The sequence below is a fragment of the Streptomyces sp. NPDC005775 genome, from assembly GCF_042871565.1.
In the GTDB taxonomy this organism is placed as follows: Bacteria; Actinomycetota; Actinomycetes; order Streptomycetales; family Streptomycetaceae; genus Streptomyces.
Map to the genome: position 1 here is coordinate 119646 of NZ_JBIAIU010000004.1, position 25839 is coordinate 145484.

Below are 25839 nucleotides of genomic sequence, written 5' to 3' on the forward strand. Positions count from 1 at the left end.
TTCTCGACAGGGGACTCGCCCCTCGGGACCCACCCTCTGAGGCGGGCCTATATTTCTTCGCTACGCGCCATACGGGCCGGGACTTCCTCGCCGGCTTCCTCGCTGCGCGGCGAACGGACCGGCAGTCCGGCCGGGTCCCGCAGCGCCGGGGCCACCACCGCGACCAGGGCCAGGAGCCCCATCGCCGCGGCGGCACCGAGGGCCGCGCTGTCCGTGCCGAACGCGGTGAGCAGCACCCCGCCGGCCAGCGCCCCGGCCGACGCCATGCCGGAGCCGAGCAGCGCGAAGACGCTGGTCACCCGGCCCTGCATGGGCTCGGGCGTGATCCGCACCTGGTGCACACCCGCGACCACGTTCATCAGTGCCCCGGCGAAGCTCATCCCGGCGAGCAGCGCCCCCAGCACGTACGGATCGGTGGTGAAGGCGACCGGCGCCATCAGGGCGGCCCACACGCTCAGGGAGCCGGCCAGCACGACGGAGGGCCGGGCCCGTCCCGCCGCCCGGGACCCGGCCAGCGCGCCCGCCACTCCGCCGAGTCCCGCGACCAGGCCGATGAGGCCGAACGTCATCGCGGAGCCGCCGTTCTCCTTGACGATGAGCGCGAGGGTCAGGGGCAGCACCTGGAAGATCAGGTTGCTTCCGGCGATCAGTCCGACGGCGGCCCGCATGAAGCGCTGCCGCCACACCCACCCGATGCCCTCGGCCATCTCGGCACGCAACGAGCCCGCCGGGGCGGCCCGTTCACCCTGGAGCGGCTTGCGGATCAGCAGCAGGGTCCAGAGCGCGACCACGTGGGTCACGGCGGCGAAGGCGAACGGCGTCCACCGCCCGAACGTGAACAGCCCGGCGCCCGCCGGCTGACCGAGCAGCCCGGCCGCCTGTCCGCGCGCCTCGTTCTGGCCGAGGGCCGAGGAGAGGTGCGCGGGGTGGACGACATGGCTGACGGCCGCCCGTTCGGCCAGCCGGTAGAACAGCCCCGCCGTTCCGTCGACGAAGGCCGCCGTCATCACCAGCGGCAGCCACAGCCGCCCGGCGGCCAGCGAGCCGGCCACGGCCGCCATCGCGAGCAGCCCGGCGAGGTCACAGACGATCAGCAGCCGGCGCCGGTCCCACCGGTCGATCATGGCCCCGGCGGGCAGCTGCACCACCAACTGCGGGAGCAGGGCGGCGAACGCCACCATGCCGGCACCGGCCGCACTGCCCTCGTAGAAGATCATGAGCATCGGATACGCGGCCACACTGGCCCGCAGACCCAGCAGCGAGAGGCCCGCGCCGGTCCACAGCAGGAGGAAGTCCCGGTTGCGGCGCAGCGGCGGGGGCGCCGGCTGGGGCTCCTGGACGGGTTTGTCGAGCAGGCTCACCCCTCCTCCCCGTCGTCCCCCGTGCCGGCCCGGCACCACTCCAGGACCGCCATCGCGCTGTGCATCTTGTTCTCGGCCTGGTCGAAGGCGATGCTCCGCTTTCCGTCCAGCACCTCGGCCGTCACCTCCTCGCCGCGATGGGCGGGCAGGTCATGCATGAAGACGGCCTCCGGACTGCCCTCCCACAGAGCCTCGTTGACCTGGAACGGTGCGAACCGCTCCCGCCATGCGGGATCGGGCTTGCTGGTGCCGGTGGTCTGCCAGCGCGTGGTGTAGATGACGTCCGCCCCGGCCGGGAGGCCGGCCATGTCGTGCCGCTCGGTGATCCGGGATCCGTGGGCATCGGCGTGCGCCAGCGCGCGGGCCAGCACGTCGCCGGCGAGCCCGTAGCCGCGCGGGGTGCGCAGCTCCAGTTCGGTGCCCGGGAACCGGGTCAGACCGAGGGCCAGCGCCGCCGCGGTGTTGTTGCCCTCGCCGACGTACAGCACCCGCAGCCCGTCGATGCGCCCGAAGTGCCCCAGCAGGGTGGTGAGATCGGTGAGCCCCTGGGTGGGATGCTCGTCGGCGCTCATGGCGTTGACGACCGACATCCGCGACTGGGCGGCCCAGGCGCGGAGTTCGGCCGGGTCCCCGGACGTCCTGGCGACCAGCACGTCGAGCATCCGGGAGAACACCAGCCCGGTGTCCGCGCTGGTCTCTCCGGTGTTCGTCTGCAGATCACCGCCGTTGAACGTGACGATCTGCGCACCGAGCCGCAGCGCACCCGAGGAGAACGCCGTACGGGTGCGGGTGGAGGTCTTCCGGAAGTAGATCCCGGCGACCGCACCGTCCAGCGGACGGACCCGCCCGGCCCGGCCGGAGGAGAACTCCGCCCCGCGGGCGGCGACGGATCGCAGCTGACCATCGGTCAGGTCATCGAGTGAGATGAGGTGGCGTGCGGCTGTGCTGGCCACGTTGTACTCCTAGTCTGGAGGGGTTCCGGGGGTTCCGGACGGCCATGTCCGGCCGGGGGTTGTCTGCCGATCAGCCGGACCGGCCCGGCGGCCGAGGCCTCCCGGGCCACGGCCGCGTACCGGCCGGGTCCGACCGCCAGGTCCTCGACCACCCAGGCCGCGGGGCCGGTGGCGGCCGCGTGATGGACGAGGAGCGGACCGCTGCCCGGCGGCGCGTGCACGTCCACGGCCCGCACATCGGTCATGAGACCGACACCGCTCGCCTTGAGCACCGCCTCCTTGCGGGTCCAGTAGCGGAGGAAGACGGCCAGCTGCGCCGCCGGCCCGTCCTCCTCCCGCAGGTGCGCGAGCTCGCGGTCGGACAGCACGGACGGCGCCACCGACGCCGTGTCGAACCCCAGCACCTGTTCCAGGTCGACGCCGATCCGACGGCCGCCGCCCGTGACGCCGAGCAGCCAGTGCGGTCCCGAGCGGGACAGGCTGAAGCTCAGTTCGGTGGACGGCCGCACGATGCACGGGGCGCCGTGACCGGGGTCCGCGCACTCCGGGCAGCGGAGCCGCCCGAAGTGGAGGGCGGCCGGGCCGGTCCCGAGGTAGCCGGCGAGGATGCGGCGGACCGCGAGGTGGGCGCCCGAGTAGTACGCGCCCGCCTCCGTGGTCATCGTGCGTGCCGCGGTGCGTTCCTCCGCGGACAGCACGAGGGCGCCATCCGGGCCGACCGGCTCGGTGACCGTCCCCCACCACACGTGCGTCACACCGGCGTCGAAGACATCCGAGAAGTCCTCGGCGCTCATGGGCGTTACCCCCTTTCTGGTCGGTGCCGTCCGGACCGGGTCAGGCGCCCGCGGCGGCCGCGGTCAGCCTCGGGTCCGGGGTCGTCGTCAGGGAGCGCTTCCAGAGATGGGAAACCTCTCCGAAATTCGTCGCGACCCAGGAATCGGAATAGATGGTGTCGAGGTAACGGTCGCCGCCGTCCGGAAACACGAGGACGCAATTCGACCCGTCGGGAATCCGGGTACGGAATTTCTCCAGTGCGGCGGCTGCGGCCCCGGAGGAACCGCCGACGAGAATTCCCTCCCGGTTCACCATGCGCCGGCAGGCGACGAGGCAGTCGAGGTCGCTGACGTGGACCACTTCGTCGGCCGCGGACGGGTCGACCAGGGCCGGCCGTACCGAGGCGCCGTGCCCGGGAATGAGACGCCGGGCGTGCGGCTGTCCGAAGATGGCGCTGCCGACCGCGTCCACGGCGATCACCGTCGTGGGAAGGGCGTGCTGATCGATGTACTGGGCGCAGCCGAGGAGGGTTCCGAACGTGCTCACGGGCGAGAAGAGGTAGTCCACCTCGCCGTTGAGCGCCTCCGCGATCTCGCGCATGGTCTGGTGGTGCGCCTGCGGGTTGAGCGGGTTGGCGTACTGGTTGGGCCAGTAAGCGCCCGGGACCGTGGCCACCAGCTCCCTGACCAGGTCGAGCCGGGCGCCGAGGTACTCCCCGGTGACCGGGTCCGGGGTCCGGACGACCTCGACGCGTGCGCCGTACGCGGACAGCAGTGCCAGGTTCTGTGTCGTGGTCTTCGCGTCGACGACACAGATGAAGTCGATTCCGAAGTACTTGCATATCTGCGCTATTCCGATGGCCAGGTTCCCGGAACTCGACTCGACGACCACCGAGCGCCCGGGGACCAGTTCGCCCTGGCGTATGCGCGTCAGCAGCATGTTGAGAGCGGACCGGTCCTTGATGCTTCCGCCTGGATTGAACCTCTCCATCTTCGCGAAGACCCGGGAACCGAAGCCCGGGAACACATTGGTCAGTTCCACCAGCGGGGTGTCCCCGATGGTGTCAAGAATCCCATTGAGTACGGGACGGCTCATGCGGCTGCCCTTCGCTGTCTCTATCGATTTTCCCGGCCCCCACGGTGATGAACTGTTCTATGCGCGTTCTATTAGAGAAGCGCTATAGGGGGACTCCGCAGGGTCGCCACAGAACTCGACTATCGGAAGGAACCGGGATGCTGATCGTTCGGCGAGCCGACGTATCGAAGACCCTGGCGGGCCGGGAGCTGGAGATCATCGATCTCGTTGCCGAGGCGTACCGACTGCACGACGAGGGCAGCACGGCGGTGCCGCACTCGACGTTCCTGCGCTTCCCGGAGGAGCAGCACCAGCGGGACCGGATCATCGGCCTGCCGGCCTACCGGGGCGGCGACTCGCCGGTGGCCGGGATGAAGTGGATCGCCTCCTTCCCGGGCAACGTCGCGGCGGGCCTGGAGCGGGCGAGCGCGAGCATCACCCTCAACTCGCTGGAGAACGGACAGCCTTCGGCCTTCATCGAAGGCTCCGTCATCTCCGCCAAGCGCACCGCGGCCAGTGCCGCGCTGGCCGCCCGGGTGCTCACCGAGCAGGACCCGCCGGCCGGAGTCGTCCTGATCGGCTGCGGTGTGATCAACCTGGAGATCCTGCGCTTCCTGGCCGCCGCGCTGCCCGGCCTGGGCGAGGCGGCGCTGTACGACACCGATCCGGCGCGCGCCGAGGCCTTCGCCCTCACCTGCGCCGAGCAGGTGCCGGGCGTGAAGGCCTACCCGGTGACCGACCTGGCCGACGCGCTGGCCACCCATCCGCTCGTCTCACTCGCCACCACGGCGGCCGAGCCGCACCTGGACCTCGCCGCCTGCGCGCCCGGCACCACCGTCCTGCACATCTCGCTCCGTGACCTGACGGTGGAGGCGATCCTGGACGCGGTGAACGTCGTGGACGACGCCGACCACGTCTGCCGTGAGCGCACGTCCCTGCACCTGGCCGAACAGCGCACCGGCGACCGCGAGTTCGTCGCCGCGCCGATCGGCGCCCTGCTGCGGGGCGAGGCAGCGCTGAGCCGTCGCGCGGGGCAGCACGTGGTGTACTCCCCGTTCGGTCTCGGCGTGCTCGACATCGCCCTCGCCGAGTTCGTACGGGAGCAGGCCGGACAGCAGGGACTCGGAGTCCGGGTGGACGACTTCCTGGAGGCCTGACCCCACCGTGGGTATGCGGGCCCACGGGGGGCCCGCACACCCACCGTGGGTCCGCCCCCACCCCGGTCAGCTGTTCGGCAGTACGGAGATGCCGCCCCCGTCCGACCGGGCGCGGATGCGGTGGGCGGAGCCGGGGTCGGTCCGCACCTTCACCTGCTGGCTGCCGCCGTCCGTCGCGGCGTCCACCGTGTACGCGCTGTCCGGTACCCGGATGGTGACGTTGCCGCCGGAACTGGCGACATCCACCGCCTCGGGCGCCTCGGCGAAGCCGACCTTCACGCTGCCCCCGTCGGAGCGCGCGGTGAGCCGGCCGGCCACGGCCCGGTCCACCTCGATGTCCCCGCCGTCGCTCTCCAGCCGGGCGGCGAGCGCCTTGGGCACCTCCACGCGGTAGTTCACCTCGCAGGTCCCGCCACCGAAGCCGCCCCCGCAGTCGGAGGGCGCGCTCAGCGCCAGCTCGCCGCCCCGCGTGGAGTGCTTGGTCGCCGGCTTCTCGTCGTCGTACCGGATCTCCTCGGTCACCCTGATCGAGGAGCCCCCGCCGATCACCACCGCGATGCGGCCGCCCGAGGTCGAGACCCGGAGCGAGGTGACGTGGTCGTCGACGGTGTACGAGGTGGACTCCTCGCTGGTCTTGCCCGTGCAGCCGGAGGCGAGGCCCCCGGACAGCACTGCGGCCATGACGTACACCGCGGTCTTCGTGCGGAGCGGGCGCTTCATCGAATCTCCCTTGGAACGGTTACCGGGCCAGTACCGCCACGTTCCCCCGCACATCTATGACGCCCCTACATCCGTAGCCCTGCCGCCGCGGGGGCGGGCATGTACGCGTTCGCCACGCCGGCCGCTCCACCGTGCTGCGACCTGTGCAAAGGCCCCGCCGGAGGCGGGCCTGAGGTGACTCGTGCGGACACCGAGCTACGCGTCACTGACTGGCTGTTGGATACGGAACGCGACTGGCACGCGCTGCGGCTACGGCCCCGAAGGGCTGTCCCCGCAGACCCACTCGCGGGCCGGCACGGGTGCGGTGCGTGAAGCGATCCTGTGCCGTTCGGCGAAGGTCCTCACCCCTGACGCGTATGCCTCAGCCCTGGGTAAGCGGGTGTACGACCTGGGACGCAAGCGGTTGACCAAGTCGCTCAACGACGGCATTCCGCCGGCGCGGGGCCCGGCATGGGAGGGGAACAGCGTGCCGGTCCTGCTGGCCATCTGACGGGGATGACGCGGGCTGACGGGGGCACGGAGAACTTCACCGTGCATTCACCGTGGCCACCCGCAGAAACCCGGTGACAGCCGGACAGCGCCGGACCGCCCTCGCAGCCTCCAGAGGCCGGTCCGGCGCTTACACGGCCTCTACGGGCCACCCTCTAGGGTGCGTCTGACCAGCGAAAAGGCCCTCCGGGGTGGAGGGCCTCATAGTGGTGCGCGATGTGCGCCCCCGGCAGGACTCGAACCTGCGGCCAAGCGCTTAGAAGGCGCCTGCTCTATCCACTGAGCTACGGGGGCCGGGTGTCGGCCGCGATGACCTGAAGCCCTGGACCGGGGTGGTCCGTGACCTTGCCGGGACAAGGATAGGGCTCCGACCGACGCGGCCCGGTTGCTTCACCTGCGTGGCACGATGTGGAGGTTCGGTGAAGCGAGACGATAATCGCAGGTAGGTGCGATTCATGCATCGCTTTTGACGCCTCACGCCCCGGGTGTTGTGCACTCGTTATGCCTGCGCCCCCTTCGTCACCCCTGGCCGGACGGGGGAACCGGCGCGCAGAGGTGGCTATACGCTTCAAAAAGGCGCCAAAATTGGGCATTCTTCGCATGTGGTGACCTTGGACGTACGGCCTCAGCTCATCGACGCACTTTCCGCCCTGCGCGACCGTGTCGCTGCCGTGCGTCTTCCACTCCCGCTCCCAGGAGCCGCACGCGCCCGGCAGACCAGGATCGAACTGCTCGCCCAGCTCGACGACTACCTGCTGCCCCGGCTCAAGGACCCCGAGGCGCCCCTGCTCGCGGTCATCGGCGGATCCACCGGCGCGGGCAAGTCGACGCTCGTCAACTCCCTCGTCGGACGCCGGGTCAGCGAGGCAGGGGTGCTGCGCCCGACCACCCGCACACCGGTGCTCGTCTGCCATCCGGACGATCACCACTGGTTCGCCGACATCCGGGTGCTGCCCCAGCTCACCCGGGTCTGGCTGTCGCCCGAGGAGTCGGCCGACCCCGGCCAGTGCGACGACCTCGACGGACTCGACGGGAGCGCCGCCGAGGAAGGAACCGCCCTGCGCGTCGAGACCGCCCCCGGTCTGCCGCGCGGCCTCGCCCTGCTGGACGCCCCCGACATCGACTCGCTCGTCGTGCGCAACCGCGTCCTGGCCGCCGAACTCATCTGCGCCGCGGACGTCTGGGTCATGGTGACCACCGCCTCCCGCTACGCCGACGCCGTGCCGTGGCACCTGCTGCGTACGGCCAAGGAGTACGACGCCTCCCTCGTCATCGTCCTCGACCGCGTACCGCACCAGGTGATCGCCGAGGTGTCGCGGCAGTACGGCGCGCTGCTCACCAAGGCCGGGCTCGGCGAGGTGCCGCGCTTCACCATCCCCGAACTGCCCGAATCGGCCGGCGGCGGCAGCGGACTGCTCCCCACCACCGCCGTCGCCCCACTGCGCGCCTGGCTCACCCACCGCGCGCAGGACCCGGCGGCCCGTCAGCAGGCCGTCGGACGGACGGCGGCCGGGGTGATCGACTCCCTGGATGTCCGGATGCCGGCCCTGGCCGGAGCGGTCGCCGCGCAGTACGCGGCCGCCGTACGGCTGACCGGTGTGGTGGAGGACGCTTACCGCAAGGAAGGCGCACGCGTCAGGCGACGCCTCCAGAACGGCGGGGCGCTCGCCGGGGACGCCCGGACCCGGTGGCGCGGCTACCCGCTCTACAGCACCTCGGAGGAGGTGCTCGACGCACTCGTGGAGTCCCTCGCCGCACTCCTGGAGTGCGCGGTGGCCGCCGCCGACGAGACGGTCCGCGCCACCTGGCGGCGCGAGCCCGCGGCCGGACTCTTCACCTTCGAGGCGGCGGGCCGGGAGGACGGCGGCTGGGGCCCGGCCGAGGACATCCGTGGCCGGATCGCCATGGCCGTACGGAGATGGCGCCGGGTCCTGGAGGAACTGGCCGAGGAGGAGGTGCGCCTCCTGGAACGCAACACCGCACCCGACCCCGAGACCGTCGCCGTCCTCCTCGCCGCCGCCCTCCTCGGCGGCCGCAGGGCCCGTATCGCCGGCGAGCAACTGGCCGAACGCATCGGTGCCCAGGGCGCCCTGCGCCTGCGCGACAAGGGCGGTGCGCTGCTCACCAGCTATCTCGACCAGGTGCTCGGCGGCGAACGCGACCGCCGGCTCGCCCCGCTGGACGCGCTCGACGTGGCCCCCGAGCCGCAGGCCGAACTGATTGCCGCGTTGTCCGTACTGCAGAAGGAGAGGTGGCAGCGATGACTGCCGTCACTGACGAAGGTCCGGGACAGGGCCGGGGACGGACCCGGGCCCAGGAGCCGGGCACCGCGCGGGACCTGGACACGCCGCCCGGGGGCTGGGACGACGGACTCATCGCCCGCCGGGCCGCCGCCGCAACCGAGGAGACGACGGCCGACGAGACCCCCGCGGCGGTGCAGGACGACGACGTACGGCCGCAGGTCGAGGCGTACGTGCCCTCCGGAAGCCCCCTCAGCCCCCGCCTGGACGCGCTGCGCGAACTCGTCGGCCTTTCCAGGGCCCGGCTGGAGCGGAGCGACCTCGCCGAGGCGGGGCGGGTCCTCGACGAGGCCGCGGCCCGCCAGCGGCTCTCCTCGCGCCACACCGTCGTCGCCATCGCCGGAGCGAGCGGCAGCGGAAAATCGACCCTCTTCAACTCCCTCGCGGGCGCCCAGATCTCCGAGACCGGACTGCGCAGGCCCACCACCGGCGCGCCGCTCGCCTGCTCCTGGACGGACGGCGCCGCGGGACTTCTGGACCGTCTCGCGATCCCCGGACGGCTCAGGCGCAGGCCGCAGGCCGGCGGCACGGCGGCCGACGAGGCGCTCCAGGGACTCGTCCTGGTCGATCTGCCCGACCACGACTCGGCGGCGAGGGGGCACCGCGACCAGGTGGACCGGGTGCTGGCGCTCGTCGACGCGGTGATCTGGGTGGTGGACCCGGAGAAGTACGCCGACGCGGCCCTGCACGAGCGATACCTGCGGCCACTCGCCGGACACGCGGAGGTCACCTTCGTGGTCCTCAACCAGATCGACCGGCTGCCCGGCGAGGCCGCCGACCAGGTCCTGGACGATCTGCGCCGCCTCCTCGACGAGGACGGCATGGCGCTCGGCGAACACGGCGAACCCGGCGCCACCGTCCTGTCCCTGTCCGCGCTCACCGGCGAGGGAGTGGGCGAACTGCGTGCACTGCTGGGCCGCTTCGTCCAGGACCGTACGGCGGCCACCCGCCGGCTCTCCGCGGACGTGGACGCGGCGGCGGCCAGGCTCCGCCCGGTGTACGTCGCCGAGGGGCGGCCGGGACTGGGGGAGCGGGCCCGTGAGGAGTTCGCGGACCGGTTGGCGGAAGCCGTCGGCGCCGCCGCCGCCGGGCAGGCAGCCGAACGCGAATGGCGCCGCAACGCAGGCCGGGCGTGCGGGACGCCGTGGCTGCGGCTGTGGCGCTGGTACGAATCCACCCGGCAGCCGGGAGGCCTGGACCGGGGGGCGTTCACCGCGCCGCCCGAGGAACAGCTCACCGCACGCCAACGCGTCGAACAAGCGGTGCGCACGGTGGCCGACGACGCCGCCGCCGGACTGCCGGGGCCGTGGGCGCAGGCGGTGCGCGAGGCCGCGGTGCACGGGGCGCAGGGGCTGCCCGAGGCGCTCGACGAACTGGCCGGGCGGGCCGCGGGGACGGAGGACGGGGAAACGGAAACGGGCAGCGCCACGGCCGGGACCGGCGCCCGTGGCGCTACGGAGCCGGAGCACGGCGGGCGCGCGGGCGCGAGGCCGCCGAGGCCGGCCTGGTGGCCCGCCGCCGTACTGGCGCAGGTGGCCATGACGTTGCTGCAGATCCTCGGCGGACTGTGGCTGGCCGGCCAGATCATCGGAGTGCTGCAACCGGGGCTGCTGACGCCCGTCCTGGTGATGCTCGCGGGCATCATCGGCGGCCCGTTGGTGGAGTGGTCGTGCGCGGCGGCAGCCCGGGGGCCGGCGCGGCGGTACGGCCAGGAGGCCGAGCGAAGGCTGCGCGAGGCGGCGGCCGGCTGCGGGCGGGCCCGGGTGCTCGATCCGGTGTCGGCGGAGCTGGTGCGCTACCGGGAGGTGCGCGAGCGGTTCGTGGCGGTGACGGAGTTTTCCACAACGGGCCGTTAGTCCACAGGCTTCAGCAGGAATTCCGCCTCCCCTTCAGCATGGGATCAGTGACCGCACGCAGGAGCACGGTCACCGGTATCCGGACCGAAGGGGAGGCGGAGTCATGAACGAGACCTTGGTGACACTGGTGGGGAACGCGGCGACCGGTGTGGAGTTCCGGGACACCGCGAGCGGCGGAATGGCGCGATTCCGGTTCGCGGTGACGCCGCGGCGCTGGGACCGCGAGAAACAGGCCTGGACGGACGGGCACACGAGCTTCTACACCGTGTGGGCCTGGCGCACCCTGGCGTCGAACCTGACGGGTTCCGTGGCGGTGGGGGAGCCGTTGGTGGTGCACGGCAGGCTGAAGGTGCGTGAGGAGGAACGGGAGGGGCAGCGCAGGACCTTCGTGGACATCGAGGCGGTGGCGGTGGGGCACGACCTGACCCGGGGGACGTCGGCCTTCCGGCGCGTGGTCAGGGGTGATCCGGCCCTGACTGTGCGGGCCGGCGCTCGTACGGCCGACGACCAGGACCGGTGGGCCGTACGGGAGCGGCCGGCGGACCGCGAACCTCCGGCGGACCGCGAACACCCGCCGGAGCGGACGGAAGCACGGGACGCGGCGTGTGAACCGGCCGCCGGGGAACGGGCGGAACGCCCGGTCACAAAGCGCCGGACGGCACGTCAGAAGGCTCGCGCGGAACTGGTGTCGGCGCCCTGACGGAACACTTGGCGGAGGGGGCGAGGACCGCATTCCGGCCCGAGTCCTCTCCTCGTCAAGGACGTTACCCGGGATAACGATTCCGATTCGGAATGGTTGTCGGACGGTATGACGGGGGACCGGGCTTCACTCGGTCCTTAGGATTCCTCAGTACTCACAGGACACTTGAGTCGGCTGGCGGGACATTCCCCACACGCGTAACGGACGCGAGGGTCTCGCCCGGAGGGGAATTCTGTGTTTTCTGCTTCTTCAGCGACCGTCTCGTCATCCATGACGACGGCCAACCCCCGTCGGAACCGGGGCATGGCCCGGCTGGCTGCCTCGATCGTGGCTTCCGGCCTGGTCATGGCCGGCGCCCTCACCGGTGCGGGCGGCGCGGTCGCCGACGAGGCTCCCCCGCACCAGGGCGGCGCCACCGCGACCCTCGACGGACTGAAGACGTTCGACACCGCGGTCCTCCACGCGGACGGCCAGAACCAGCAGCTGCCCGCCGGGCTCTTCGAGATGACGGTCGACGGCGGCGGCAAGTTCAAGACGTACTGCATCGACATCCACAACCCCACCCAGGACCAGGCGAAGTACCTGGAGACTCCCTGGACCCAGACCTCGCTCGGCACGAACAAGAACGCCGGCAGGATCCGCTGGATCCTGGAGCACTCCTACCCGAAGATCGACGACCTCCAGGTACTCGCCGACGAGGCCGGCACGGGCCCGCTCACCGTGGAGACCGCGGCGGCCGGCACCCAGGTCGCCATCTGGCGCTACTCGGACCAGGCCGACGTCACGGCATCCGACGCCCAGGCGGAGAAGCTCGCCGACTGGCTGGAGAAGTCCGCGACGGACACCGCCGAGCCCAAGGCGTCCCTCGCCCTGGACCCGGTCGCGGTGTCCGGTCACCCCGGTGAGCGCGTCGGGCCCGTCACCGTCCACACCAACGCCGGCCAGGTCTCGGTGACCCCGCCCGCCGATGCCGCGAGCGGTGTCAGGATCACCGACAAGAAGGGCAAGGCGGTCACCACGGCCGCCAACGGCTCCCAGCTCTGGTTCGACGTCCCGGCCGATGCCGCCGACGGCTCCGCCTCCCTGACCGTGCAGGCCACCACCTCCGTCCCCGTCGGCCGGGCCTTCGCCGGTGCCACCAAGAGCCAGACCCAGATCCTGGCCGGCTCCAGCGAGTCCACGGTCTCCGCGAGCGCCACCGCGACCTGGGCCGGCAAGGGCGCGATCCCGGCGGTCACCGCGAAGAAGAACTGCGCCAGGGGCGGCGTCGACGTCACCACGAGCAACAAGGGCGACGCGGCGTTCACGTACGACCTGGCCGGGGTGGAGCACACCGTCGAGCCCGGCAGGACCGAGACGGTGACCGTGCCGGTCGCCGAGGACCAGGCGTACGACGTCACGGTGACCGGCCCCGGCGGATTCACCCGCACCTTCAAGGGCGTCCTGGACTGCCTGACCACGGGCGGCGGCAACGACGGCCTCACCACGCAGACCGCCGAGCAGCCCACCACGATCACCGCCACGGCCGGCGGCAGCACGACCGGCGCCGAGGGCAACCTCGCCGAGACCGGCAGCTCCGACGCCACCCCGATGATCGCGGGCATCGCGATCGCCCTGGTCGTCATCGGCGGCGGCTCGATCTTCCTCCTCCGTCGCCGCAAGGACCGGACGGCGGGCGAGTGACGAACACCGGGCGCACGGTCACCACGCCCTGATCACGGCCCCGGTACGGCTTCGGCCGACCGGGGCCGTGGCATATCCGGGGTGCCACGGGCCGGGGCCGGACCACGCCCTCGAAACGGCGAGCCGCGCAGCGCCGAGCCGCCACGCCATCGGGTGATGTGTCGCAGCCAGGCGGGTGACAGCGGCCACCCACGGGCCGCTGCCGGGCAGGCCGGTGTTCCAGGATCGGTGCCGCCGCCGGCTCCGGCGGAATGTGCGTCGACCGGGTCCGTGCCGTGCGAGCGGCGCGGCCGAGGCTGTTCGAGGAGTCAGATCCATGCGTTCACGCGTCATCGCTGTCATGGCCGCCGCGGCTGCGGCCACTGCGGTACTCGCCCAACCCGCCCACGCCGCCCCGCTCGTCGACGGGGTCTACCGGTTCGCGGCCCTCCAGGACGGCAAGTGTCTGATCTGGCCCAAGACGGCCGGGAACAGGGGCACGTTGGAATTGGGCGACTGTACGGACAACGCGAACACCTCGGCGAACTGGCAGGTACGTCAACGCCCCAACGGAACGATGGAAGTCTCCACGCAGGGCTCGAACCCCCGCACCTGCCTGATCTTGAACGACAATTACCGAGTGTCGGCCAACGGCTGTGCGGGCAAGTACGCCGAGTGGACCGTCGACATCGGCTCCGCCGGACCCGGCAGCGCGGTGTGGGCCGACATCGAGCACACCCCCAGCGACGGTTCCGCCTCCTGGGGGAAGCTGGTGGACGATCCCGGTGTCATCGGTCGCATCGTGGTGAGGCGGGCCCCCATCGACCCGCACTTCTGGGCATTGCAGCAGGTCAGCTAGGAGCGCGGCGCATCTCGGTCACGGGCGGCCCGCCCGCGTCCCGGGGACGGCGCGGCAGTGATCGAGCGCGACGGTCAGTGGCAGAGCGCTCACCCACACGGACCGGCGTACGGCCAGGTCACGGCCACCAGCCGATACGGGTTTCCGTCAAGAGGTGGCCGTCAGGCAAGATGGGGTGTATCTGCCCACTCATCGATTGCCGGACGGTTTCTCTTGGCTGAGTACATCTACACGATGCGCAAGACACGCAAGGCGCACGGCGACAAGGTCATCCTTGACGACGTGACGCTGAGCTTCCTGCCCGGCGCGAAGATCGGTGTGGTGGGTCCAAACGGTGCCGGTAAGTCCACGGTGCTGAAGATCATGGCGGGCCTGGAGCAGCCGTCCAACGGTGACGCCTTCCTGTCGCCCGGGTTCAGCGTGGGCATCCTCATGCAGGAGCCCCACCTCGACGAGTCGAAGACCGTTCTGGAGAACGTCCAGGACGGCGCCGCCGAGATCATGGGCAAGCTCAAGCGCTTCAACGAGGTCGCCGAGCTCATGGCGACCGACTACTCCGACGCGCTCATGGACGAGATGGGCAAGCTCCAGGAGGACCTGGACCACGCCAACGCGTGGGACCTGGACGCTCAGCTGGAGCAGGCCATGGACGCGCTGGGCTGCCCGCCCGGTGACTGGGCCGTCACCAACCTGTCCGGTGGTGAGAAGCGCCGCGTCGCGCTCTGCAAGCTCCTCATCGAGGCGCCCGACCTGCTGCTGCTCGACGAGCCCACCAACCACCTCGACGCCGAGTCGGTGAACTGGCTGGAGCAGCACCTCTCGAAGTACGCGGGCGCCGTGGTCGCCGTCACCCACGACCGGTACTTCCTGAACAACGTCGCCGAGTGGATCCTCGAACTCGACCGCGGCCGCGCCATCCCCTACGAGGGCAACTACTCCACGTACCTGGAGAAGAAGGCCACCCGCCTCAAGGTCGAGGGCCGCAAGGACGAGAAGCGCCAGAAGCGGCTCAAGGAAGAGCTGGAGTGGGTGCGGTCGAACGCCAAGGGGCGCCAGACCAAGTCCAAGGCCCGTCTCGCCCGGTACGAGGAGATGGCGGCCGAGGCGGACAAGATGCGGAAGCTGGACTTCGAGGAGATCCAGATTCCGCCGGGCCCGCGGCTCGGTTCCATCGTCGTCGAGGTCGAGAACCTCTCGAAGGCCTTCGGCGACAAGGTCCTCATCGACGACCTGTCGTTCACGCTGCCGCGCAACGGCATCGTCGGCATCATCGGTCCGAACGGCGCGGGCAAGACCACGCTGTTCAAGATGATCCAGGGCCTGGAGACGCCGGACAGCGGCGCCATCAAGGTCGGCGACACGGTCAAGATCAGTTACGTCGACCAGTCCCGCGCCAACATCGACCCGAAGAAGACGCTGTGGGCCGTCGTCTCGGACGAGCTGGACTACATCAACGTCGGCCAGGTCGAGATGCCGTCGCGGGCGTACGTCTCCGCGTTCGGCTTCAAGGGCCCGGACCAGCAGAAGCCGGCCGGTGTCCTCTCCGGTGGTGAGCGCAACCGCCTCAACCTGGCGCTGACGCTCAAGGAGGGCGGCAACCTGCTGCTCCTCGACGAGCCCACCAACGACCTCGACGTCGAGACCCTCTCCTCGCTCGAGAACGCGCTGCTGGAGTTCCCCGGTGCGGCCGTGGTCATCTCCCACGACCGCTGGTTCCTGGACCGCGTCGCCACGCACATCCTGGCGTACGAGGGCGACTCCAAGTGGTACTGGTTCGAGGGCAACTTCGAGTCGTACGAGAAGAACAAGGTCGAGCGCCTCGGTGCGGACGCCGCCCGCCCGCACCGTGCCACGTACAAGAAGCTCACGCGAGGCTGATCGTCTTGGCTCGTCACATCTACAGCTGCCCGCTGCGCTGGTCGGACATGGACGCCTTCGGGCACGTCAACAACGTGGTCTTCCTCCGCTACCTGGAGGAGGCGCGCATCGACTTCATGTTCCGGCTGGCGCCGGGGGACGGCTCGCCGTCCTTCGCGGGCGGCTCCGTCGTGGCCCGGCACGAGATCGACTACGTGCGCCCGCTGGTGCACCGGCACACGCCGGTGACCGTCGAGTCGTGGGTGACGAAGATAGGTGCCGCTTCGCTCACCATCGCGTACGAGATCAAGGACCCGGACCAGGTGTACGTACGGGCGTCGACCATCGTCGTCCCGTACAACCTGGCCGAGGAGCGGCCCCGGCGGATCTCCGCGGAGGAGAAGCTCTTCCTCCAGGAGTACCTGGCCGAGGAGCCCGCGGCGGTATGACCGCGCCCGTACAGACGCTGCGGTTCGCCGACACGAGGGAGGCCGCGGATCTCGCGGCCTTCCTCGGCCGGCTGCTGCACTACGACCGTGCCGCAGCGGTACGGCTGCAGGCGGGCGGCGGCGCGCTGGCCGTGTTCGGCCGGCCGCCGTCGTTCGAGGTCCTGGCCGTTCGGGCGGTACGGCTGGCGGACACGCACCAGTTCGACGTGACCGTTTCCGCCGGTGAGCTCCTCGAATCGCTGGAGGAGTCGACCGGCTCCGGGGCCGTCCCCGCACCGGTGACCGGGCCCCCCTGGACCGGTGTGCTGCCTCCGCGCGGCGGCTGGCAGGAACTGCCGGGGCTGCCGGGGCCGCTCGCGCTGCGCGCGGCGCTGGACGAGGCCGTCGCCGAATTCCGTACGCGGGACGCGGCACTGCCCGAGGAACGGCGTACGCGGGCCGAGCGGGATCTCATCGGACGGGACATCTGGTCGCGGACCGTCGGCGGTACGGAGCTCGCGCTGCGCGCCGTCCACGCGGCGCAGTCCCTCGGATTCCTGCGTGCCGCGCCCGACTTCCCCGTGGCCCTGCTGGCCACGAGCGCCTGGCTGCGGCTGCGTACCCCGTACGGGGCGATCGCCCTGCGGCGGGCGGGTGCGGCCGGGGGTCTCGGGTCGCTCGCCTTCTCCGTGGGCGGGTAGCGCCGGAGGAAGCGCGTCACCAGCGCATGTGGACGTCCTCGGCCCAGCCCAGCAGGCGTTCCACGGGGATCTCCGTGCCGTCGTCCGTGCGGATCAGGCCGTCGTAGTGGCCGAAGCACTGGTCGGTGCGGTTGTCGATCAGGCCGGTCTCCGTGCGCGTCGACCGGTTGTGGAACGGGGTGAACGTCAGGTCGACCTGGCCGGACGACGGCGTACGGATGGTCCAGGGCGCGAGGAAGTCGGTCGTGGACCACCGCCAGTCCAGCTCCTCACCGATCTTGGTGAGCCGGCCGTCCACACAGAGCGCGTTCTCCGTGGAGCCGGTGCCGGCCGTCCAGCGCCCGCCGAACTGCAGGCCCACCGTGTGCCCGCCGGTGCGTCCCGACGCGGCGCCCCAGTTCCAGTCGACCGTGCGCGGCCAGCGTCCCCGGCCGTGGTCCAGGACCGCCCAGATGTCGTCCCCGTCGAACTCCAGGTACTCCGTGCCGATCCTGACCCGGCCGGACGCGGGGAGCGCGGTGTGCTTGGACGTGTACTGGAAGCGGCGTTCGCTCCACGGCACCACGACCGAGAGCGATTCGTGCTCCGGCGGCCGGGCGACCAGGAGGTCGACCTCCAGCGGCAACCGCTCCGGCGTCAGGCAGCGGGCCCTCAGCCGGGTGCCGGCGTTCTCGTCGCGGATCTCGACGCGCACCTTGCCGCCGGACGGCCGCTCGGGTCCGACCACCACGTCCCGGGAGCCGGGGGCGCCCGCGATGCTGTCGGGGAGCTCGACGCCGAAGCCGCCGGGGATGATCGCGGTCCGTTCCAGTTCGAGGCCGCCCGGGGCGTACTCGAGCAGGTAGACGGTGTTCAGCGCGAGGAAGTCCAGGTCACTGACGGTCAGCGCCACCAGATGGGTGGGTGTCGTCACGCACCAGTACTCCCAGCGCTTGGTGCGGCCCCAGCCGCGCAGATTGGCGCGGTGCAGAGGCGTCCGGGACCAGCCGACCGCGGCCGGATCGAGAGTGCCGTCGGGCAGGCAGAGGTCGACCGGCTCGGTGATCTCGCGTTCGGACGTCGTCATGCGCGGATCCTATAAGGGCCCCGCCCGGGCGCTCCGGCTCGGCCGGCGCCCGCTAAGGGCTGTCCCGCCCTTGGGTGGGCCCGGGGCCGGTGCCGTCCGGCCACACCCCGATGTGGTCCTGCTCCAGTTCCAGCATCACGCGGTGCTCCATGCCCAGCGCCTCCGTGTAGTCCGCGGGCAGTTGCAGCCGGCCCGCCCGGTCGAGCATCGCGTACTCGCGCGCCACTTGAGACTCCTGGCCCGTCGCCGCGTCGACCTCCGTGCGGCGCAGCACCTCGAACGAGGTGCGGCCGTCCCGGATCGCCACCGTGCGGCGGACCTCGTTCGCGACCGCCTGGTCGTGGGTGACGATCACGATCGTCGTGCCGAGCTCCTCGTTCGCGCGACGGAAGGCGGCGAACACCTGCTCGCCGGTGGCCGAGTCCAGTTCCCCGGTCGGCTCGTCGGCGAGCAGCACCGAGGGCGAGTTGGCCAGCGAGACCGCGATCGCCACCCGCTGCTGCTGACCGCCCGACATCTGCTGCGGGCGCCGGTCGCGGCAGTCGGCCACTTCCAGCATCTTCAGCAACGACTCCGCGCGCGCGGTCCGTTCACGGTTGCGGCCGCGGCCGCGCAGCTGCATCGGCAGCGTGACGTTCTGGATGGCCGTCAGATAGGGGAGGAGGTTGCGGGACGTCTGCTGCCAGACGAAGCCGACGACGTCCCGTCGGTAGCGCAGCCGCTCCTTCTGCCCCATGGAGAGGAGATCGCAGCCCGCGACCTTCGCCGCACCCGCCGTGGGCTCGTCAAGACCCGCCAGGATGTTCATCAACGTCGACTTGCCGCTGCCCGACGCGCCGACCAGGGCCAGCAACTCGCCCTCGGTGACCAGCAGGTCGAGGCCCTGGAGGGCCTGCACCTCCACACCGTCCGTCGTGAAGATACGGACCAGCCGGTCGCAGGCGATCAGGGCGTCGTGCCCGTAGGAGGGCCGGTCGCGGCGGGCGGTGGCCCGCTGTTCGAGCTCCGCCAGCGTGGAATCGGTCGACGGCGTCGTCATCGGGAGTCTCCTGCCCTGAGTTCGGTGACCGATCCACGGCGGGTGGCCCACCATGCCTGGACGCCGGCCACCACCGCGGTGAGGGCGATCACGCCCAGTGCCGGGAGGACGAGCGACCAGGGATCGGTCCGCAGCGGTGCGGTGTCCAGCAGGCCGGAGCCGGAGCCGGACGAGAGTGCCAGGCGCACCAGGTCGATGCCCGGTGAGAGCAGTGCGATGGTCGCCCAGCCGACGAGCAGTCCGCCCCCGGCGGCCAGCAGGGCCTGGGGCATCGCCTCGAAGCCGAGGAGCCGCCCGCCCTGCCGGGAGGTGAGGCCCATGGTGCGCAGCCGGGCCAGCAACGTCGTGCGTTCGGGAGCGGTCTGCAGCAGGGAGAGGAGTACGGCGAGCAGGGCGTATCCCGCGCCGGCCGCGATCGCCGCCCGGTAGATCCGTTCGGCCCCCGTCTGCATCGGGGTGTCGACGTATGCGGCCCGCGCCTCGGTGCGCATCCGTACGGTGGCCTCCTCGTCCCCATGCCCGGCCGCCGCGCGCAGCGCCCCGGCGTCGAGCCGGTCGCCGGTGAGCAGCAGCGCGGTGGTCTGCCGATGGGTGAGCGCGGCGGAGTCGACGACGATGAAGGAGGCGTCGTTGACGGCGGGCGTGGCTGCCACGGTGCCCGCCACCTGGACCTTGAAGTCCCCGGCCAGCGACTGGAGATCACGCGGCCGGTCACCGAGCCGCTCGGCCACGGACGGCGAGACGAGGACCGGCAGCACCCGGTCCTTCGACGGCATCGTGCCCTTCGGCGTCGCCGGTCCGGTGGCCTTCAGCCGGTCGGCGGAGAAGGTGCCGATGCCGGTGGAGCGGGTCAGCCGGGCGTAGGTGACCGGGTCGACGCCGATCAAGGTCGCCCCCTTGGCGTCCTCGAATCCGTGCTCGGGCGCCGGCAGGGCGACCCCGTACTCGATCTGGACGCGCGCCACCTCCCGTACGCCGTCCGCTTTCGCCGCCGCACGGATCAGACCGTCCGACAGGGGTGCGGAGTCGGCCTGGCCGCTGATCCGGGCGTCCGCGCCGACGGAACGCACCGCCGCGCCGTCCCGGGCGTCCGCGACCCCGGCGAGCACCGAGCCGCCGAACGCCGCCGTCGTCAGCGCCACCAGCAACGCGAGCAGGGGCAGGGTGCCGGCCGCCGAGGAGCGTCCGGCACGGGCCAGCGACAGGAAGCCCACCGCGCCGCGCAGCCGGGCCACGGACCGCAGGGCGAGCCGCAGCGGCAGCGGGTAGAGCCGGACGAGGACCACGGCGGCGATCAGCCCGACCAGTACCGGGGCCGCGCTGATCAGCAGGTCGGTGCCCTCGGCGCCGTCCGTTCCGCGCCGGCGCAGAGCGGTGACCGCGCCGACGGCCAGTACCAGCAGGGTGAGTTCGGCGACGGTACGCCGCCGGGACGGGCGGGCGGCGACCAGGTCGTCGCGGCCGCCGTGCAGTCGCGGCGTGCGGTGCGGCAGTGCCGTACGCAGCGGGAGCGTCGCGCAGACGAGGACGACGACCCCCGCGGCGCCGGTCACGGCGGGCCACAGCCGGGCCTCACCGACGGCCAGGACCGCGAGCAGCAGGCCCACGGCCCCGGCGGGCACGGACGTCACCGCGGTCTCGGCCAGCAGCCGGCGCCCGATGCCCGCCAGGGAACCGCCGCGGGCCCGGAGCAGGGCCAGTTCGGCGTGGCGGCGGCCGGCCAGCAGACCGCCCGCCATCAGCAGGATGACGGCGGCGACGGCCCCGATGCCGACGGCGGCGACCGTGACGACCGGCTGGATCGCGGCACGCATCCCGTCGTACCCCGTCAGCACCTCGTCCAGGTCGGTCGTCGCCGTGACCGTGTCCCCTGCCACACCGCGCATCCTCAGCAGCTCCGGGCCGCCCTCCAGGGACGCCACCGCGGTCCGCAGCCGCGGCACGTCGAGCGCGGTGAGGCGCGAGGCGTCGGGGGCGATCCGCCAGTACAGCTCGGGCTGGCCGGTGGTGGCGAGCAGGGCCGGTGCGGCGTCCGGCGGGAGCAGCAGCGCGGCGATCCAGTAGTAGCGCGGCGTGTCCTTCGTGGGCCGGGCGACCAGGGACGGGCTGCGGAGCAGCGGTTCGGCCGACCAGTAGGAGCCCCCGGGGTCCCGCGGGGCGACGATGCCGGTGATCCGTACCGTCAGTGGCTCACCGCCGCGGGTCGGGACGGAGACGGTCGCTCCGGCCCTGATGTGCAGCGCCTTCGCGGTCTCCTCGGTGACGGCTGCCTCGACCTCGTCCGTCGCGAGGGTGACCTCGCCGCGGACGGCCGGCCACCTCCCCGTGCGCAGGGAGGCGTGGTCGGGCAGCGCGGACTGGGTGACGTACGTCAGCGCCGGGTCGAGGCCGTACGGACGGGGGAAGAACGGCTCACCCGCCAGGATCGGCTCCGAGGTGCGCACTCCGTACGCGGACTGGGAGGCATCGGCCCGCACCGGGTCGGGCAGCCCGGCCAGGATGCTGCGCTGCACGGAACCCAGCGTGGCCCCGCGCACGGCCGACTCGCGTGCCGCGACGGGCAGTTCCAGTCCCGGCTGGGGTCCGCTCACCTCCAGGACGCTGCGGGTGGCGTCCACGTTGCCGAGGTCGTGGCGCAGCCCCTTGTTCTCGTAGTTGTCGACGGCCCGGGGGAAGGCGGCGGCGAGGAAGGCCGTCACCACCACCAGGAGGGCGAACGCGCAGGCGGCGCCGGGGGCCGTGCGCAACCGGGTGCGCACCCAGGGGGCGCAGGCGGCGGCGGTCCGGGGGGTCCTCGATCGCGGACTCATGTCAGTTGTCCCCCTGGGTGCGCAGCGATGTCGCCGGATCGGCGCGGCGCAGTGTGAGGACCGCGACGATGAGCAGCGGCAGCGCGGCCACTCCGGCGAGCAGCGCGGCCACCTGCCCGGGCGGCAATTGCACCAGTACCCGGGGCACCGGCTGGGCGGCCTGCCCGGTCAGCACGATCAGCGGCACGACCGCCCTGGTGAGCAGGGCTCCGAGCGCGGCCCCGACCAGCAGTCCGATCGCGATCAGTACGCCCTGTTCGGCGGCGATCATCCGGGCCAGCCGGCGGCGGGGGGCGCCGAGTGCCCGCAGCACGGCGAACTCGGCGGAACGTTCCCGCTGAGAGCCGACGGAGGCCACCGCGAAGCCCACCGCGGCCAGCGCGGCGGCGATGACGGCCACCGCGAGCAGGGCGGACTGCGGGCCGGCCCCCAGCGGGTCACCGGTCAGGTCCGCGGCCACCTCGTCGCGCACCTGGACCTGTACGGGGTCGGTGTCCGGCTGCTTGCGCAGCGCGGCCGCGACGTCCGCGGCCCGGCCCGGTTCGGTGTCCAGCCACCACTCGGTGGCGGTGAGCCGGGCGTTGGGGCGTTCGGCGAAGACCTGGCCGAGGGCGCGGAGGTCGAGGAGCAGGGCCCCGCCGTCCCGCGCCTGCTGCGATTCCCCCGTGGTGGAGGACGAGCCCGAGCCGGGCCCGGTGGTCGGCAGCCGGTGCACCGTCCGCGCGATCTTCACCCGGACCGTCTCACCGGCCAGCGTGACGTCGACGTCCTGCCCCGGCTTGGCCCCGGTCGCCTTCAGATAGGCGTCCGTGGCCACGGCGTTCAGGGCCGGCGCCTTGGGGCGGACCGCCGTGACCCGCACGTCGAGGGCCGGGATCGCCCACACCGCGTCCTCGGCCGTGACCGCTCCCGTGGCGTAGTCGAGGGCCAGCGGGGCGTTCGCCGAGGCGGTCGGGGAGACCGGCGCACCGGGCCGCACCTCACCGAACGCGTCGGCGGTCACCGTCGCCTGCCAGCGGAAGCCGTCCGGTACGGGCACCGGCCGTTCGGCGCCGCCCGGCCCGACGGTCCGCAGGGCACTCACCGTGAGCCGGTGCGCCTCCCCCCGGCCGACGGGCTGCTTGCCGTCCAGCTCGATCCCGGTGACGGCCAGTTCACCGGCGGCGGCCACGTCGACCGAGACCGGGTGCGCCTTGCCGTCGACGGGTACGGAGCCCACGACCACCTGGTACGGGATGCCGTAGCGGTCCTCGAGACCCACGGTGACCAGGGGGCCCATGCCGGACGGCGAGACCTTGCCGGGCGCGGTCACCGCGGAGATCCGCACGTCGAAGCGGAGTCGCGTGCTGTTCTTCGGCAGCAGCAGTCCCGGGCGGGCGGCCTCGGTCGGGGAGAGCGTGTCGAACAGCCGGTCCACGGAGCCGTCGCCGAGGTCGTCGCGCATCAGCATCCGCTCGTCGGCGTGCGCGGTGTCCAGCGCGAGCACCTCGGCGGTGCGTTCGTCGGAGAGGTCCACGGACGCGCGGAACGCGGGCGCGGCGTCCCGTACGCCCGGCAGCTTCGCGTACGCGCCGGATTTCGCCGGGTCCGCGCTGACAGCCCCCGTCATGCGCACCGACGCACCGGACCTGAAGTCCGCCTGGTCGCTCTGCGAACGGTTCCAGGAGGCGCTCTGCCCGATCGCCAGCATCCCCATCGCCACGGCGAGCACCAGCAGCAGCACCGGCCCGGCCCCCCGCAGCGGGCGGCGGCTGAACTGCCAGCCCGCCAGCGCCGTCGCCAGTCCGCGGCCACCCGCCGCCCGGCGTTCCGCGAGCCTCGCGGCGGGCGGCAGCAGGCGCAGCGTCAGCACGGTGCCGGCGAGCAGCGCCAGCGCGGGTGCGGCCACCAGCAGCGGATCGATGCCGAGATCGCCCTCGCGGTCGCCGCTGAGCGCGCCACCGCCCGAACCCCTGGTCTGCCGGTCCAGTTGCCAGTACGCGACCGCGGCGATCACCAGCAGAGCGATGTCCGCCCCCGCCCGCACCGGTGCGGGCAGCGCGGCGGAACGGGTGGAGCGCCGGCCCCCGGCACTGGCGGCGAGCGCCGGTGCGACGACGGCGAGTGCGCAGGCCAGCGCCGTGACGGCCGCGATCAGCCACACCTGGCCGGTGACGCCCCCGTCGAGTCGCAGACCGATCCGGTGGAGCGAGGAGCGGTCCGCCAGGAGGCGGGTCAGCGGTCCGGAGAGCAGCGGGGCGACGACTGCGGCCGGCAGCGCGAGCAGCAGCGCCTCGACCGCCGCGAGCGAGGTGATCCGGGCGCGCGACCCACCACGGGCCCGCAGCAGTTCGGTCTCGCCGCCGCGTTCGCTGCTGAGCAGTCGTGCCACCAGCAGCAGGGCGTACCCGGCGAGCAGGACCAGCTGCACCGCCACGATCATCAGCGTCGAGCGGGAGACCAGCAGGGCCCGGTCGACCTGGTCGAGAACGGTGGGCAGCGAAGTCTGCGCACTGGCCCCGTCCTTGAAGTCGGGAGCGGCGAGCAGCGCCTTCGGGCCGGTGGTCGCCGCGTCGTGCAGTGCGGGCATCCGGTCCGTGGTGACGGTCCGGAAGTCGGCGGAGGCCAGCCAGGACACCTCGCCGGTACTGATCCGGCCGGAGCCGAGCACGGCCGGATCGGTGAGCAGCGGACCGTACGTCGTGAAGACGACCTTGCGGATGCCGCGCCCCCCGAGCGCGTCCAGCTGCCAGTACGGATCGGACTGGTCCGCGGCCCTGTAGAGGCCGGTGACCAGGGCCTGTACGGGTTTGCCGCCGAGCCGGTCGGCGAGCTCGAGCCGGGCTCCGGGCTTCAGTCCGAGGGTGTCGGCGGCCGTGACGGGGAGCGCGACCTGGACGGGGGCGCCGGCCCCTCCCGCGCCGGCGACCGGCATCCGGCCCGCTGTGAGCCGGACCCGGCTGCGGTCGAGGGTGGCGAAGTGCGTGAGGTCCGGATCGCCGCGACGGGCGGCGGAGTCCTGCAGGCTGCGCGGCAGCGCGTACGGACCGGAGGACTCCAGTTTCCGTACGGTCACCGGGAGTCCGTCGAACGTGGTGCGGGCGGCCCGGCGTGCGGCCGCGTCGGCGGCGTCCCGCCGGTCGCGCTCCACCTGCGCGGATATGACGAGGGAGGCGGGCGCCGCGGACCGGTGGGTCAGCGTGTGCCGCAGCGCGGCATCACCGATGGAACCGGAGAAGGCGGTGAGAGCGGCCAGGACCGAGGTGGTGAGGAGGACGGCCAGCACCGCCGCGGCGAGGAGGAGCCGATGGGCCCTCACCCGCAGAAGGACGAACCCCGTCACCTGGCCCCCTAGTCACCGCGCACGCTTCGCCCCCCGGCGCGTCGTATCGGATGCTTTCAGACACCAGCGACTACCGAAACCGCTTACAGACAGACCTTGATGGGATTGTGATCGATATCCGAAGACGGAGTACCGCATTCCGCACACTTTCTGTCCGGGTGGGGCACGCGTTCTCCGGCCGGATTCAGCCCTCGGTGTTGATCATCGACGCGGCCGCGTAGGTGAGGTATTCCCACAGCTGCCGTTCGTGCTCCGGGGCGAGGCCCAGTTCGTCCAGGGCCACCCGCATGTGGCTCAGCCAGGCGTCGTGCGCGGCGCGGTCGACCTTGAACGGCGCGTGCCGCATCCGCAGCCTGGGGTGACCGCGCTCGTCGCTGTAGGTGCGGGGGCCGCCCCAGTACTGCATCAGGAAGAGCGTGAACCGCTCCTCGGCCGGACCCAGATCCTCCTCCGGGTACATCGGCCGCAGCAGCGGATCCCCGGCCACGCCCTGGTAGAAGCGGTGGACCAGGCGCCGGAAGGTGTCCTCGCCGCCGACCAGCTCGTAGAAGGTCAGCTCCTGCAGCGTGTCGCGCGGATTCTCAGTCACCCGTCCATGGTCGCAGACGCGCCGGCCGGCCACGGGGCGCCGGCCGAAGCCGGCCCGTGCGGGCAGCACGACGGCCGGCGAGGAGCGCTCCCTCGCCGGCCGTAGGTGGTGTTCGCGACTGC

At 72.3% G+C, this 25839-nt stretch carries 20 protein-coding genes and 1 tRNA gene; 10 read left to right on the forward strand and 11 right to left on the reverse strand.

Features of this window, described 5'->3' with window-relative positions:
- Nucleotides 1-47: 47 nt before the first annotated feature.
- Genes ACFYPA_RS11000 through sbnA form a run of 4 tightly spaced genes read right to left on the reverse strand, consistent with a single transcriptional unit; the run spans nt 48 to nt 4183 of the window.
- Nucleotides 48-1361, reverse strand: a complete 1314-nt coding sequence (locus tag ACFYPA_RS11000) for an MFS transporter (RefSeq protein WP_389131182.1) — start codon at nt 1359-1361, stop codon at nt 48-50.
- A complete protein-coding gene (locus ACFYPA_RS11005; RefSeq protein ID WP_359085909.1) occupies nt 1358-2314 on the reverse strand; it encodes an ornithine carbamoyltransferase in 957 nt (318 codons plus the stop codon). Before ACFYPA_RS11005 ends, ACFYPA_RS11000 begins: the two co-directional genes overlap by 4 nt.
- Nucleotides 2269-3108 (reverse strand): 4'-phosphopantetheinyl transferase family protein, encoded by an 840-nt coding sequence (locus ACFYPA_RS11010; protein WP_389131185.1) that lies wholly within the window; start codon nt 3106-3108, stop codon nt 2269-2271. The genes ACFYPA_RS11005 and ACFYPA_RS11010 overlap by 46 nt, the downstream gene beginning before the upstream one ends.
- Nucleotides 3109-3148: 40 nt before the next feature.
- Nucleotides 3149-4183, reverse strand: coding sequence for a 2,3-diaminopropionate biosynthesis protein SbnA (gene sbnA, locus ACFYPA_RS11015; RefSeq protein WP_389131186.1), 1035 nt, complete (start codon nt 4181-4183; stop codon nt 3149-3151).
- 137 nt (nt 4184-4320) lie between these two features.
- Between sbnA and sbnB the strand changes: the two genes are divergently transcribed.
- On the forward strand, nt 4321-5319 hold the full coding sequence (gene sbnB / locus ACFYPA_RS11020) for a 2,3-diaminopropionate biosynthesis protein SbnB (RefSeq protein ID WP_389131188.1): 999 nt from the start codon (nt 4321-4323) through the stop codon (nt 5317-5319).
- Nucleotides 5320-5385: 66 nt separating this feature from the next.
- Here sbnB and ACFYPA_RS11025 read toward each other — a convergent pair whose 3' ends face one another.
- Nucleotides 5386-6039, reverse strand: coding sequence for a DUF4097 family beta strand repeat-containing protein (locus ACFYPA_RS11025; protein ID WP_359085913.1), 654 nt, complete (start codon nt 6037-6039; stop codon nt 5386-5388).
- Between the two features lie 304 nt (nt 6040-6343).
- Between ACFYPA_RS11025 and ACFYPA_RS11030 the strand changes: the two genes are divergently transcribed.
- Nucleotides 6344-6529, forward strand: coding sequence for a hypothetical protein (locus ACFYPA_RS11030; RefSeq protein ID WP_389131191.1), 186 nt, complete (start codon nt 6344-6346; stop codon nt 6527-6529).
- 220 nt (nt 6530-6749) lie between these two features.
- Here ACFYPA_RS11030 and ACFYPA_RS11035 read toward each other — a convergent pair.
- A tRNA-Arg gene (locus tag ACFYPA_RS11035) sits at nt 6750-6822 on the reverse strand.
- 317 nt (nt 6823-7139) lie between these two features.
- Between ACFYPA_RS11035 and ACFYPA_RS11040 the strand changes: the two genes are divergently transcribed.
- From ACFYPA_RS11040 to ACFYPA_RS11075, 8 genes are all read left to right on the forward strand, one after another.
- Entirely contained in the window at nt 7140-8792 is a 1653-nt protein-coding gene (locus ACFYPA_RS11040) for a dynamin family protein (protein ID WP_359354363.1), read from the forward strand.
- Nucleotides 8789-10684 (forward strand): GTPase, encoded by a 1896-nt coding sequence (locus tag ACFYPA_RS11045; RefSeq protein WP_389131194.1) that lies wholly within the window; start codon nt 8789-8791, stop codon nt 10682-10684. The genes ACFYPA_RS11040 and ACFYPA_RS11045 overlap by 4 nt, the downstream gene beginning before the upstream one ends.
- 103 nt (nt 10685-10787) lie before the next feature.
- Nucleotides 10788-11384, forward strand: a complete 597-nt coding sequence (locus ACFYPA_RS11050; protein ID WP_389131197.1) for a single-stranded DNA-binding protein — start codon at nt 10788-10790, stop codon at nt 11382-11384.
- A 270-nt stretch (nt 11385-11654) separates the two neighbouring features.
- Nucleotides 11655-13067 carry an LAETG motif-containing sortase-dependent surface protein gene (locus tag ACFYPA_RS11055; RefSeq protein WP_389131200.1) on the forward strand — a complete coding sequence of 471 codons (1413 nt, stop codon included), beginning with the start codon at nt 11655-11657 and terminating at the stop codon, nt 13065-13067.
- A gap of 316 nt (nt 13068-13383) precedes the next feature.
- The gene (locus ACFYPA_RS11060; protein WP_359085918.1) at nt 13384-13905 is read left to right on the forward strand and encodes a hypothetical protein; all 522 of its coding nucleotides are present in this window, start codon (nt 13384-13386) and stop codon (nt 13903-13905) included.
- Nucleotides 13906-14118: 213 nt separating this feature from the next.
- Complete coding sequence (gene ettA, locus ACFYPA_RS11065; protein WP_359085919.1) at nt 14119-15783, forward strand: energy-dependent translational throttle protein EttA; 1665 nt, start codon at nt 14119-14121, stop codon at nt 15781-15783.
- Nucleotides 15784-15788: 5 nt separating this feature from the next.
- On the forward strand, nt 15789-16211 hold the full coding sequence (locus ACFYPA_RS11070) for a thioesterase family protein (RefSeq protein ID WP_359085920.1): 423 nt from the start codon (nt 15789-15791) through the stop codon (nt 16209-16211).
- Complete coding sequence (locus tag ACFYPA_RS11075) at nt 16208-16891, forward strand: hypothetical protein (RefSeq protein ID WP_359085921.1); 684 nt, start codon at nt 16208-16210, stop codon at nt 16889-16891. The genes ACFYPA_RS11070 and ACFYPA_RS11075 overlap by 4 nt, the downstream gene beginning before the upstream one ends.
- A gap of 16 nt (nt 16892-16907) precedes the next feature.
- On the opposite strand, the gene ACFYPA_RS11080 is transcribed toward ACFYPA_RS11075, so the two are convergent.
- The 5 genes from ACFYPA_RS11080 to ACFYPA_RS11100 form a co-directional block, all read right to left on the reverse strand.
- A complete protein-coding gene (locus ACFYPA_RS11080; RefSeq protein WP_389131204.1) occupies nt 16908-17957 on the reverse strand; it encodes a DUF2804 domain-containing protein in 1050 nt (349 codons plus the stop codon).
- A 52-nt stretch (nt 17958-18009) separates the two neighbouring features.
- Nucleotides 18010-18996: an ABC transporter ATP-binding protein gene (locus tag ACFYPA_RS11085; RefSeq protein ID WP_389131206.1), complete on the reverse strand. Its 987-nt coding sequence runs from the start codon at nt 18994-18996 to the stop codon at nt 18010-18012.
- Nucleotides 18993-21806: an FtsX-like permease family protein gene (locus ACFYPA_RS11090; RefSeq protein WP_389131209.1), complete on the reverse strand. Its 2814-nt coding sequence runs from the start codon at nt 21804-21806 to the stop codon at nt 18993-18995. The genes ACFYPA_RS11085 and ACFYPA_RS11090 overlap by 4 nt, the downstream gene beginning before the upstream one ends.
- Nucleotide 21807: 1 nt before the next feature.
- Nucleotides 21808-25128 (reverse strand): FtsX-like permease family protein, encoded by a 3321-nt coding sequence (locus ACFYPA_RS11095; protein WP_389131212.1) that lies wholly within the window; start codon nt 25126-25128, stop codon nt 21808-21810.
- A 184-nt stretch (nt 25129-25312) separates the two neighbouring features.
- Entirely contained in the window at nt 25313-25717 is a 405-nt protein-coding gene (locus tag ACFYPA_RS11100) for a globin (protein WP_359085926.1), read from the reverse strand.
- Nucleotides 25718-25839 lie beyond the last annotated feature (122 nt).

What these genes read in the sequence shown, in the direction of transcription:
- ACFYPA_RS11025 (WP_359085913.1), bottom strand. Translation starts at nt 6,039, where the DNA reads ATGAAGCGCCCGCTCCGCACGAAGACCGCGGTGTACGTCATGGCCGCA.
- ACFYPA_RS11055 (WP_389131200.1), top strand. Translation starts at nt 11,655, where the DNA reads ATGACGACGGCCAACCCCCGTCGGAACCGGGGCATGGCCCGGCTGGCT.
- ACFYPA_RS11080 (WP_389131204.1), bottom strand. Translation starts at nt 17,957, where the DNA reads ATGACGACGTCCGAACGCGAGATCACCGAGCCGGTCGACCTCTGCCTG.
- ACFYPA_RS11045 (WP_389131194.1), top strand. Translation starts at nt 8,789, where the DNA reads ATGACTGCCGTCACTGACGAAGGTCCGGGACAGGGCCGGGGACGGACC.
- sbnA (WP_389131186.1), bottom strand. Translation starts at nt 4,183, where the DNA reads ATGAGCCGTCCCGTACTCAATGGGATTCTTGACACCATCGGGGACACC.
- ACFYPA_RS11085 (WP_389131206.1), bottom strand. Translation starts at nt 18,996, where the DNA reads ATGACGACGCCGTCGACCGATTCCACGCTGGCGGAGCTCGAACAGCGG.
- ACFYPA_RS11090 (WP_389131209.1), bottom strand. Translation starts at nt 21,806, where the DNA reads ATGAGTCCGCGATCGAGGACCCCCCGGACCGCCGCCGCCTGCGCCCCC.
- ACFYPA_RS11075 (WP_359085921.1), top strand. Translation starts at nt 16,208, where the DNA reads ATGACCGCGCCCGTACAGACGCTGCGGTTCGCCGACACGAGGGAGGCC.
- sbnB (WP_389131188.1), top strand. Translation starts at nt 4,321, where the DNA reads ATGCTGATCGTTCGGCGAGCCGACGTATCGAAGACCCTGGCGGGCCGG.
- ACFYPA_RS11010 (WP_389131185.1), bottom strand. Translation starts at nt 3,108, where the DNA reads ATGAGCGCCGAGGACTTCTCGGATGTCTTCGACGCCGGTGTGACGCAC.
- ACFYPA_RS11050 (WP_389131197.1), top strand. Translation starts at nt 10,788, where the DNA reads ATGAACGAGACCTTGGTGACACTGGTGGGGAACGCGGCGACCGGTGTG.
- ACFYPA_RS11060 (WP_359085918.1), top strand. Translation starts at nt 13,384, where the DNA reads ATGCGTTCACGCGTCATCGCTGTCATGGCCGCCGCGGCTGCGGCCACT.